Origin of the sequence: Mycobacterium sp. 1245801.1, assembly GCF_001673055.1 — a bacterium.
GTDB lineage: Bacteria > Actinomycetota > Actinomycetes > Mycobacteriales > Mycobacteriaceae > Mycobacterium > Mycobacterium europaeum_A.
This window is the reverse complement of sequence record NZ_LZKY01000400.1, coordinates 1-11,125: the sequence shown is the minus strand read 5'-3', so window position 1 is coordinate 11,125 and position 11,125 is coordinate 1. Positions and strand designations below refer to the sequence as shown.

General features: G+C 70.3%; 10 protein-coding genes. 8 read left to right on the top strand and 2 right to left on the bottom strand.

All coding sequences use genetic code 11. The annotated features are described in order from the left end of the window. Positions 1–65: 65 nt before the first annotated feature. The 8 genes from A5622_RS25335 to A5622_RS25300 all read left to right on the top strand — a co-directional run bounded on the left by A5622_RS25335 (position 66) and on the right by A5622_RS25300 (position 9,596). Positions 66–1,550, top strand: coding sequence for an HAD-IIIA family hydrolase (locus tag A5622_RS25335; protein ID WP_066881968.1), 1,485 nt, complete (start codon positions 66–68; stop codon positions 1,548–1,550). Beyond that, positions 1,547–2,560: a glycosyltransferase family 9 protein gene (locus A5622_RS29885; RefSeq protein WP_197498148.1), complete on the top strand. Its 1,014-nt coding sequence runs from the start codon at positions 1,547–1,549 to the stop codon at positions 2,558–2,560. The genes A5622_RS25335 and A5622_RS29885 overlap by 4 nt, the downstream gene beginning before the upstream one ends. Beyond that, positions 2,557–3,126 carry an SIS domain-containing protein gene (locus tag A5622_RS29880; protein WP_066870992.1) on the top strand — a complete coding sequence of 190 codons (570 nt, stop codon included), beginning with the start codon at positions 2,557–2,559 and terminating at the stop codon, positions 3,124–3,126. Before A5622_RS29885 ends, A5622_RS29880 begins: the two co-directional genes overlap by 4 nt. After that, on the top strand, positions 3,123–4,529 hold the full coding sequence (locus A5622_RS29875) for a PfkB family carbohydrate kinase (protein WP_231998270.1): 1,407 nt from the start codon (positions 3,123–3,125) through the stop codon (positions 4,527–4,529). Before A5622_RS29880 ends, A5622_RS29875 begins: the two co-directional genes overlap by 4 nt. A gap of 11 nt (positions 4,530–4,540) precedes the next feature. Next, positions 4,541–5,236, top strand: coding sequence for an SDR family oxidoreductase (locus A5622_RS25315; RefSeq protein ID WP_066881964.1), 696 nt, complete (start codon positions 4,541–4,543; stop codon positions 5,234–5,236). Further along, on the top strand, positions 5,227–6,195 hold the full coding sequence (locus A5622_RS25310; RefSeq protein WP_066881962.1) for a glycosyltransferase family 9 protein: 969 nt from the start codon (positions 5,227–5,229) through the stop codon (positions 6,193–6,195). Before A5622_RS25315 ends, A5622_RS25310 begins: the two co-directional genes overlap by 10 nt. Further along, entirely contained in the window at positions 6,192–7,496 is a 1,305-nt protein-coding gene (locus A5622_RS25305) for a UDP-glucose/GDP-mannose dehydrogenase family protein (protein WP_066881960.1), read from the top strand. The genes A5622_RS25310 and A5622_RS25305 overlap by 4 nt, the downstream gene beginning before the upstream one ends. Positions 7,497–7,802: 306 nt before the next feature. After that, on the top strand, positions 7,803–9,596 hold the full coding sequence (locus A5622_RS25300; protein WP_066871008.1) for a thiamine pyrophosphate-requiring protein: 1,794 nt from the start codon (positions 7,803–7,805) through the stop codon (positions 9,594–9,596). Positions 9,597–9,616: 20 nt separating this feature from the next. On the opposite strand, the gene A5622_RS25295 is transcribed toward A5622_RS25300, so the two are convergent. Both A5622_RS25295 and A5622_RS25290 read right to left on the bottom strand, forming a co-directional pair. Beyond that, positions 9,617–10,285 (bottom strand): UdgX family uracil-DNA binding protein, encoded by a 669-nt coding sequence (locus tag A5622_RS25295; protein ID WP_066881958.1) that lies wholly within the window; start codon positions 10,283–10,285, stop codon positions 9,617–9,619. Positions 10,286–10,355: 70 nt separating this feature from the next. Beyond that, on the bottom strand, positions 10,356–10,916 hold the full coding sequence (locus A5622_RS25290) for a hemerythrin domain-containing protein (RefSeq protein ID WP_066881956.1): 561 nt from the start codon (positions 10,914–10,916) through the stop codon (positions 10,356–10,358). Positions 10,917–11,125: the final 209 nt, after the last annotated feature.

The following is an 11,125-nucleotide window of genomic DNA, read 5'->3' as shown; positions in this document are numbered from 1 at the left end:
GTGTTCGGCAGTTCACCGATCGACGTGCTGGCCCTCGGCCCCTACCTGGTCAGGCGGTACCTGTGATGCCCGAGTACACGCTCGTGATCCCCACCATCGGTCGGGATTCGCTGCGGCGCTTGCTGACTGCGCTGAAGCGCGGTGCGTGGCCGGTGCCGCCGAAGGTCGTGGTGGTCGACGACCGGCCGGGACCGCCCCGCGATTTGGCGTTGGGAGACGACTTGGGAGTGCGGGTGCTGCGCAGCGGCGGACGCGGGCCGGCGGCCGCCCGCAACGTGGGATGGCGTGCGGCCACCACCCGCTGGGTGTGTTTCCTGGACGATGACGTGGTGCCGGATCCGGATTGGGAGTCGGCGTTGTGCATCGACCTGAAGGCCGCGGACGCCGCCGGTGCGGTCGGGTCGCAGGCGGTGCTCGAGGTCCCGACGCACCGCCGCCCCACCGACGACGAGCGCCGGACCGCGCGGTTGTCGACGGCGCGATGGATCACCGCCGACATGGCGTATCGCCGCGACGCGCTGGTGGCGGTCGGCGGATTCGACGAGCGGTTTCCGCGCGCCTACCGCGAGGATTCCGACCTGGCGCTGCGGATTGTGCTGGCGGGCGGGACGATTCTGCGCGGCGAACGTCGCTCGACTCACCCCGTCGCGCCGGCGACCTGGCGCTCGAGCGTGCGGGCGCAGATCGGTAACCGAGACAACGCCTTGCTGCGCCGCAAGTACGGACGGTCCTGGCGCGACCAGATCGGCGAAGGGGCGGGCCGGCTGCCGGCGCACTCGGCCACCACCCTGATCGGCGCGCTGGCCCTGGGCGCCGCGCTGGTGCGCCGCCGCCGCGCGGCCCGCCGCGCCGCCACCCTGTGGCTGCTGTTGACGGTGGAGTTCACCGCCCGGCGCTGGCTGAGCGGACCACGCAGTGGTGTTGAGGCGCTGCGGCTTTCGCTGAGCAGCGCGATCATCCCCCCGGTCGCGGTGGCCCACCGGTTGGCCGGGGAATGGACGTTTCGCCGGGCGCGGCGCGATCCGCCGCTCGCGGTGCTCCTCGACCGCGACGACACCCTGATCGTCGACAAGCCCTACCTCAACGATCCGGCGGGGGTGCGCCCCACCCGCGACGCCGCCCGGGCGCTGGCTCGGCTGCGCCGGCGCGGCCTGCTGCTGGCCGTGGTGACCAATCAGTCCGGGGTGGCGCGCGGACTGATCAGCGCCGAGCAGCTCAGCAGCGTCAACGACCGGGTGGACGACGTGCTCGGCCCGTTCGACTCCTGGCAGGTGTGCGTCCACGACGAAACCGACGGCTGCGGATGCCGCAAGCCGCGGCCGGGCATGGTGTTGGCGGCGGCCGAGGCCCTGGCCGTGCCGCCCCAGCGCTGCGTGATGATCGGCGACACCGGCGGCGACGTCCGGGCCGCCCTGGCCGCCGGCGCCCGGGCGGTGCTGGTTCCCACCGACCGCACCCTGCCCGGCGAGGTCGAGCACGCGCGCCAGCACGCGCGCGTGGCCGCGACGCTGAATGACGCAGTGTCCCTGGTGCTTTCGGAGTGCCAATGAGCACCGCCGTGGTGGCCCGCCTGGACAGCGCCGGTGACGTGCTGATCACCGGTCCCGCAGTGCGCGCGGTGGCCGCACACCACGACCGGCTGACGATGCTGGTCGGGCCGCGCGGCCGGGACGCGGCCGAGCTGCTGCTCGGTGTCGACGAGATCGTCGAATGGCAGGCGCCCTGGGTCGATTTCGAGGCGCCCGAGTTGACCGCCGCGCATGCCGAGGCGCTGATCAAGCAGCTGCGCGATCTGGCCCCCGACCGGGTGTACATCTTCACGTCGTTTCATCAGTCGCCGCTGCCGCTGGCCCTGTTGTGCCGCATGGCGGCGGTGCCCTGGGTGGGCGCCATCTGCGTGGACTACCCCGGCGCGCTGTTGAACCTGCGGCATCAGGTGCCCGACGGAATCCCCGAGCCGGAGCGGGCGCTGTCGCTGGTGCGGGCGGCCGGTTGCGCCCTGCCCGCGGGCGACGACGGCGGGCTGCGCGTGCGGGCGACGGACCCGGTGCCGCCGCGGCTGGCGACCGAGATCGGGACCGGGCCGTTCGTGGTGTTTCACCCCGGCGCGGCCGTGCCGGCCCGGCGGCCCAGTGCGGGGCGCAGCGCGGCCATGGTGGCCGCGCTCGTCGACGCCGGCCACCGCGTCGTCGTCACGGGCGGCCCCGACGAGGCCGCGCTGACCGCATCGGTAGCGCGGGATGTGGCCGCCGATCTCGGCGGTCGTACCAGCCTCGCGGAACTCGCCGCGGTGTTCGCGGCGGCGCAGGTGGTCGTCGCCCCCAACACCGGCCCGGCCCACCTGGCCGCCGCGGTGAACACCCCGGTGGTGTCGCTGTTCGCCCCCGTGGTGCCGGCCGCGCAATGGCGGCCCTACGGGCCGCACGTCAGCGTCCTCGGCGATCAGTCCGCGCCGTGCCGGGCCAGCCGCGCGCGGGTCTGCCCGGTACCCGGGCACCCCTGCCTGGACCACATCACCGATGCGGAATTGATCGCCGCGGTAAAAGGAGGACAGCCATGATCGAGGTGCACTTCGATGCGCTGCAAGACGCGGTGCGGCGGACCAGCGCCGAGGCGGCCCGGCTGCGCGGCTGGGGCCGTCAGCTGGCGATGGTGCTGCCCGGCGGGGGCCGCCTGCTGGCGTGCGGGAACGGTGGCAGCGCCGCCGAGGCCCAGCACCTCACCGCGGAACTGGTCGGGCGCTTTCACGAGGAGCGGATCCCGATGTCGGCCATCGCTTTACACGCGGACACCTCCGCGTTGACCGCGATCGCCAACGACTACGGCGACGAGGAGATGTTCGCGCGCGGGGTGCGCGCACACGGCCGGGCGGGCGACGTGCTGGTCGCGTTGTCGACCAGCGGCGCCAGCCGCAACGTGATAGCGGCGGCCAAAGCCGCGCAGGACGTAGGCATGGTGACCTGGGCGTTGACCGGCCGGGGACCCAACGAGCTGGCCGGCATATGCGACGAGGCGATCTGCGTGGACGCCGGCAGCACGGCGACCGTGCAGGAGGTCCACCTGATGCTGATTCACGGGTTATGCATGGCCCTCGACGATGTCCTATTGCGGCGGGAAGCATCGTGAGCACCAAACCGCTTGTCATCGTCGGTGATTCGATCCTGGACATCGATATCTTGGGCTCGGCGAGCAGGCTCAGCCCCGAGGCCCCGGTGCCGGTGGTCGATGCCGAACGGCTCGTACAGCGGCCGGGTGGGGCCGGGCTGGCGGCCCTGCTCGCGGCCCGCACCGAGACCGCCGTGGTGTTGATCACCGGCATCGCCGACGACGACGCGGGCCGAAGGCTGCACGACCTGCTGGCCGCCTCGGGGGTGCGGGTGCTGGCACTGCCGATGAGCGGGACGACGGTGAGCAAGATCAGGATCCGGGCCCGCGGTCAGTCGATGCTTCGGGTCGATCGCGGTGACGGCGCCCCGATCGACCGGCCGGTGGCCGCCGAGGTCGCCGACGCCCTGGCCGGCGCCCGGGCGATCTGCGTCGCCGACTACGGCGCGGGCGTGACCGCGCTGCCGGCAATCCGGACGGCGTTGACCGAAGCGGCGCGCCGGATACCCACCGTCTGGGATCCGCACCCGCGCGGCGCGCCGCCAATACCCGGATGCGCGCTGGTGACGCCGAATCATGAAGAGGCGCAAGCGTTCTGTGGGGAATCGCCGGGTGACGGCCCAGAACTGCTGCTGCAGAGGTGGGGTGCGGCCGCGGTGTGCATCACTCGCGGAGCCCAGGGCGCTCGGGTCTACCTGCCACAGGCGGGCGTCCATCACATCGGAGTCCCGCAGGGCGCCGCGGCGGGTGCGGCCGACGTCTGCGGGGCCGGCGACCGGTTCGCGGTCGCCGCGGCGGTGGCGCTCGGTGACGGTGCCGACGCGGTCACCGCAGTGCGAGCCGCGGTCGGCGACGCGGCACGGTTCGTCAGCGCCGGTGGCGCTGCGTCGGTGTCGACACCGGTGTCCAGCAAGGGATCTGACGTGCTGGCCGGCGCCGCGGGCCTCGAGGACGCCAGCACGGTCGACCCGGTTGCGCTGGCGGCGCGGCTGCGCCGTCGCGGGGGCACGCTGGTAGCCACCGGCGGCTGTTTCGACTTGTTGCACACCGGGCACATCCGACTGCTTCGGCAGGCCCGCGAACTCGGCGACGCGCTGATCGTGTTGGTGAATTCGGACGCGTCGGTGCGGGCGCTGAAAGGCAGTGGGCGGCCGGTGATGCGTGACGCGGATCGGGCCCGCGTCCTGGCCGCGCTGGCCTGCGTCGACGCGGTGGCCATCTTCGACGGCCCCACCCCGGAGCGCATGCTGGAAGATCTGCGACCCGACATCTGGGTCAAGGGCGGCGACTATGTGGCCGCCGACCTGCCCGAAGCCGATGTGGTGTACCGCCACGGCGGCGAGGTGATGATCCTGCCCACGGTGGCGGGCTATTCGTCTTCCCGATTGATCGCCGCGGCAACGTCGCGCCGCGAACATAGCTGAAAGGTGTTGATATGAACCAACAATCGCTTCAAGGCGTGCTGATCTCCGGCGGCTCCTCCGGATTGGGTGCGGCCACCGTGGCCGCGGTATCCGCCCGCGGTGGCCTGCCGCTGGTGATCGACAAGAAACCGCCGGCGGCCGACGTCCCCTATGTCGCTTGCGATTTGGCCGACACCGGTGCGGTCGCGACCGCCGTCGAGTCCCTGGCCGACAAGGTGAACGGCCGCATCACCGGTGTATTCACCCCGGCCGGCATCGACTCCTGCGGCACGCTCGAGCAGGTCCCCGCCAAGGAATGGGAGCAGGTCATCGCCGTCAACCTGGTCGGCACGGCCGCGGTCATCCGCGCCGCGCTGCCGTACCTGAAGGCCACCCGGGGGCGCATCGTCACCTGCGCCTCCACGCTGGGCATCAAGGCGGTCAGCGACGCCACCGCCTACTGCGCGTCGAAGTTCGGGGTCGTCGGTTTCACTCGCGCGCTGGCGGCCGAGCTGGCCGGACAGGTGGGCGTGACGTTACTGATCCCCGGCGGCATGCACACCCCGTTCTTCGACGGGCGCCCCGAGCAGTACAAGCCGCCGGCGGACGCCAAGCTCAATCAGCCCGAAGACGTCGCCCAGACCGTGCTCTTCGCGCTTTCCCAACCGGCCGGCTGTGAGGTGCGTGAGATGGTGGTCTGCGCCTCGACGGAGTCGTCGTGGCCCTAAGGGGCGCAGCGACTCTCGACGCCGGTGCGCCGGGCAGGATCGTGGTGCTGCGCGCCCTGGGGCTCGGCGACCTGCTCACGGCGGTGCCGGCGCTGCGTGGGTTGCGGCGACACTATCCGGGGGCGCGGGTGATGCTCGCCGCCCCCGACCGCTACCGCGACCTGGCCATGCTCACCGGCGCGATCGACGAGTTGTTGCCCACCAACGAGCTGGGCGACGTCCAGCCGCTGGGCGGCCCGCCGGAGCTGGCGATCAACCTGCATGGCTGCGGACCGCAGAGCATCGAGCACCTGCTGGCCTGGGAACCGCAGTCGGTGATCAGTCATTGTCACCATTGCCATCCCGGCGTGGCGGGCCCGCGCTGGCGCGCCGATCTGCATGAGATGCACCGGTGGTGCGCGTTGCTCGAATGGGCCGGAATCCCTTGCGATTTGACCGACACGCTGCTACCCCGCCCACCACTTCCCCGCGACCAGACCGGGGCGGTCGTGATCCATCCCGGCGCGTCGGCGCCGGCGCGGCAGTGGCCACCGCAACGGTTCGCCGCGGTGGCCGCCGCATTGCGCGACGAGGGCTACGAGATCGTCGTCACCGGATCGCCGAGCGAATTCGACCTGGCCCACGCCGTCGCCAGCGCCGCCCGGTTGCCGCGCACCGCCGTCGTGTCCGGACTGCTCGACCTGCCCGCGCTGACCGCGTTGATCAGCGACAGCCGGCTGGTCATCTGCGGTGACACCGGTGTGGCGCACCTGGCCGCCGCGACCGGAACCGCGTCGGTGGTGCTGTTCGGCCCCACCTCGCCCCGCCATTGGGGCCCGCGCGGGCCCGCGCCGCACGCCGCGCTGTGGGCGGGCCGCAGCGGCGACCCCCACGCCGCGGTGCCCGACGAGGGCCTGCTGTCGATCACCGTCGACCGGGTGCTGTCCGCAAGCCACGATGTCCTGGGCGAGCCGGCATGAGCAGCAAGCCTCTCGTCGGTGTGGTGGGCGTCGGTTACGTCGGTTTGACCACCGCGGTCTGTGTGGCCGGGCAAGGACTGAATACCGTTGCGGTGGACGCCGACCCGCACCGGGTGCGCAAACTCGCCACCGGGGTCTCGGTCATCGATGAACCCGGACTGACCGAATTGCTGAGCGACGGACTCGCGCGCGGCACGCTGAGTTTCAGCACCGACTTCGCCGCGTTGGCCGACCGGGACGTCGTGTTCGTCTGCGTCCCCACCCCCAGCGCCGCCGACGGTGCCGCGGACCTGGGCGCCGTCGAATCGGTGGTCGACGGCCTCAGCGGTGTGCTGCGGCGCGGGGCCATCGTCGCGTTGAAGTCCACCGTGCCGGTCGGTACCACCTCCCTCATGGGGCGGCGGCTCTGCCACAAGGGCATTCGTGTCGTTTCCACTCCGGAGTTCCTCCGCGAGGGGCGCGCCGTCGACGATTTCAGTCATCCGGACCGACTGGTGATCGGCACCGACGATGAACTGGCGGCCCAACTGGTACAGCAGTCGTACGGTTTCACCGCGCACCGCGTGCTGCGCATGAGCCCCGAGAGTGCCGAGCTCGCCAAGTACGCCAGCAACGCCTTCCTCGCGGTCAAGCTGTCCTACGCGAATTCGCTGGCGGCACTGTCCGCGCGGGTGGGCGCCGACATCAACGACGTGACCTGCTGCATGGGCGCCGATCGGCGCATCGGGCCGGAGTTCCTGCGCCCGGGCCCCGGTTGGGGCGGTTCGTGTCTGCCGAAGGACACCGCGGCGCTGGTGCACATCGCACACCGGCACGAGGTTTCCTTCGCGGAGGTCGAAGCGGCCCGGCGCACCAATACCGGGCAGGCGCAACGGATCGTCACCGCCCTGCGGCAAACGTTTGGCCGACCGTTGTCGGGCTGTCGGATCACCGCTTTGGGCCTCACGTTCAAGGCCGCCACGAGCGACACTCGCGACTCGCCTGCGCTGGCCGCATGCGAAGAATTCACTGCGGCCGGCGCCCAGGTGGTGGGTTTTGACCCGCAATTGCCCAACATCGATCCCACCGTCTTGCAGCAAAGCGGGGTCACGGCGGTCGACGACCCCTATCGCGCCGCCAAGGCCGCCGACGCGATCGTCGTGCTGACCGAATGGCCGCAATTCCGCGGGCTCGACTGGCAAGTCATCGCGCAGGACGCGCCGCTGGCCGTCGTCATCGATGCCAGAAACTCGCTGGATCCGGCCGCGGTGCGTGAAGCGGGCCTGGGTTACCTCGGAAACGGTGTGCCACAAGGCTTTTGATCCCGGCGCCGACCGTTCCGGTCGCGCCGCCGGGCGCCGTTGCACACTCGTCAGCTGAAAACTGGCTGAGAGTCGGCCCCGCCGGCGTCGTTTCGGCGAATAACACGGCCCGATCCGGGTAATACGGCTCGGGTGGGAAGTGCCGAAGCCGCCCATGCGGTGGCAGCCTGCATATGTCACGCCCGTCAGCGGGAGCCGCGCTCGGTGGGCGCGCGCACCGTCGGCGGTGCCATGCAGGTGGTTCAAACAATAGCCACACACGCCCACCCGCCAGCACAGTAGAACCGTCTGCCGAGGAGGGAAAACATGTCCAAAAAAGAGGTTTCCGATTATTTGCTGGAGCGCTTGCGGGCGTGGGGCGTTGAACATGTATTCGGGTATCCCGGCGACGGCATCAACGGGCTACTGGCCGCGTGGGGCCGCGCGGACAACAAACCCAAATTCATCCAGTCGCGCCACGAGGAGATGAGCGCCTTCGAGGCGGTCGGCTACGCGAAATTCACTGGCCGGGTCGGGGTCTGCGCGGCCACATCCGGCCCCGGAGCAATCCATCTGCTCAACGGCCTCTACGACGCCAAGCTCGACCACGTCCCGGTGGTGGCCATCGTCGGCCAGACCAACCGCAGCGCGATGGGCGGAAACTATCAGCAGGAGGTCGACCTGCTGAACCTCTTCAAGGACGTGGCCAGCGACTACGTCCAAATGGTCACCGTCCCCGAGCAATTGCCCAACGTGCTCGACCGCGCCATCCGGATAGCGATGACCCAACGGGCCCCGACCGCGTTGATCATCCCCAGCGACGTCCAGGAGCTGCCGTACTCGCCGCCCGAGCACGCGTTCAAGATGGTGCCCTCCAGCCTCGGCATCGAGTACCCGGAGATCGCGCCCGACGACACCGCCATCGCGCGGGCGGCCGACGTGCTCAACGCCGGCAAGAAGGTCGCCATCCTGGTGGGTACCGGCGCGCGCGGAGCCCACGAAGAGCTGGCCGAGGTGGCCGACCTGCTTGGCGCGGGAGCGGCCAAGGCCCTGCTGGGCAAGGACGTCCTGTCGGACGAATTGCCCTGGGTCACCGGCTCGATCGGGCTGCTCGGGACGCGGCCGAGCTACGAGATGATGCGCGACTGCGACACGCTGCTGACGGTCGGGTCCAGCTTCCCGTACACCCAGTTCCTGCCCGAATTCGGTCAGGCCCGCGCGGTGCAGATCGACGTCGACGGCCGGATGATCGGCATGCGCTACCCCTACGAGGTCAACCTCGTCGCCGACGCGAAGACCGCGCTGCGGGCGCTGATCCCGCACCTGCGCCGCAAGGAGGACCGGTCCTGGCGCGAGGGCATCGAGAAGACCGTGGCCCGCTGGTGGGAGACCATGGACAAGGAGGCGATGGTCAGCGCGAACCCGGTCAACCCGCTGCGATTGTTCTCCGAGCTGTCGCCCCAGCTGCCCGAAAATGCCATCGTCGCAGCCGATTCCGGCTCATCCGCCAACTGGTACGCGCGCAACCTGCGGTTCCGCGGCAACATGCGGGGCTCGCTGTCGGGCACGCTGGCCACGATGGGCCCCGGGGTTCCGTACGGGATCGGCGCGAAATTCGGCCACCCGGACCGGCCCGTCATCGTGTTCAGCGGTGACGGCGCCATGCAGATGAACGGCATGGCCGAGCTGATCACGATCAAGCGGTACTGGAACGAATGGAAAGACCCGCGCCTGATCATCGCGATCCTGCACAACAACGACCTCAACCAGGTCACCTGGGAAATGCGCGCCATGGCCGGCGCCCCGAAATTCGCTGAATCCCAGAATCTTCCGGATATCGACTTTGCCGCCTTCGCCGCCAGCCTGGGCCTGAACGCGATGGCGATCAAGGATCCGGAGGAACTGTCGGACGCCTGGCGCAACGCGCTGTCGGCGGACCGTCCCACGGTGCTGGACGTGCACACCGACCCCGACATGCCGCCGATCCCGCCGCACGCGACGTGGGAGCAGTTCAAGTCGGCGACCGCGGCGGTGCTCTCCGGTGACGAGGACCGGGTGGGCTTCGTCAAGGTCGGCCTCAAGACCAAGGCGCAGGAGTTCTTGCCGCACAAGAAGAGTTGACCCGCGGGCGGGTTCGGGCCTCAGCCGCGCTTGGTGACGCCCGAACCCGCACTGCGCAGGTCGTCGACGAACGACTTGTAGACCTCGTCGTGTCGGTCGCTGCGGTCGCGCAACACCGCCGAGGGATGTACCGTCGCGACCACGGTCGGTGCGGGCTCCACGTGCACGTCGACCGATGAGGGCAACCGCAACTGCTGGCCGCGCTGGGTGGACACCCGAAAAGTGTTGCCCAGCAACGACTGTGCGGCGGTGGCACCCAGGCACACGATGACCTGCGGCCGCACCGCTTCGATCTCCGCGATGAGCCAGGGCCGGCAGGCGACGACCTCGGTGCGGCCGGGCTTTTGGTGAATGCGCCGCTTCCCGCCCTTGCGGGTGAACTTGAAGTGCTTGACCGCGTTGGTCTCATAGACCAGCGCCGGCTCGATGCCGGCGTCCTCGAGGGCGCGGTCGAGCAGACGCCCGGCCGGGCCGACGAACGGCTCACCGGCGCGATCCTCCTGATCGCCGGGCTGCTCGCCCACCAGCATGATCGGCGCGCCAGGGTGCCCGTTGCCGAACACCGTCTGGGTGGCGTCTTCGAAAAGCGAACAGCCGTGGCATAATTCGGCCGCCGTCCGCAAGGAGTCCAGGCCGCGGTCCTGCGGGAGATAGCGGTCGGCACCGGGAGCTTTCGACGTTGCGGCCATGATCTCCTTCCCAGCGGCGTGGATACCCCCGCTCCCCACCGAGCGGGGGTACACGCCAGGGGTGGCTGCCTCAGCCCTTGCCCATGATGGCGTCGCGGGCCCGGTCGAGCATCGCGGCAAACGGTCCCGCGGCCAGGTTGGCCGCCTGGGATTCCACACCGGCGTGCGGGCGGGTGGGGGCGATCGCTTCGGCGAGCTTGGCGGCGCGGCCCATCCGTTCCAGCTCGTCGCCGCTCAATTCCTCACCGAGCTTGGCGAATTCGTCATGCTCCTCATGCTCGGCGTGTTCGATCACCGCGTCGCGCAGCTTCGTCAATTCGCGGGTGAACTCCTCGCTGTCGACGTCGAGCTTTTCTAGCTTCTGCAGGACGGTCTTGGCCTCGTGCTCTTCGCGCAGCCTATTGTCGACGACGGTGGCGCCGCCAGAGATCTTGCGCTTGGCGCGCGGGTGAACGATTTCTTCCTCGGCGGTTTCGTGCACGGCGAGCAGGCGCCGCAGCTCGACAAAGGCCTTCTCGCGCGCCTTTCCGGACGCCGCCAGGGTTTCGGCGAACATCGCCTTGATCTGCTGATGCTGACTGACGAGAAAGTCGACCACGTCGGTGGGCGACTGGATGGCGTTCGGTGCCACAGTGTCCCTCCCATCTTTGGTGCGGCGCGCGGGCTGTGCGCGCTCCCGAGTCGGCTACCCGACCAATCCGACCGCCAAACGGGGTGTGGCGGCGCCCGCGCGGGGTATGTCCTGGACAAACCATCGAAAGGATTGGGTGGTCGATGGGCGCCGAACTTCGCACGGGCCAGCGCATCCGGGCGTTGCTGCGCTGCGCGGTCGTCGGCGGT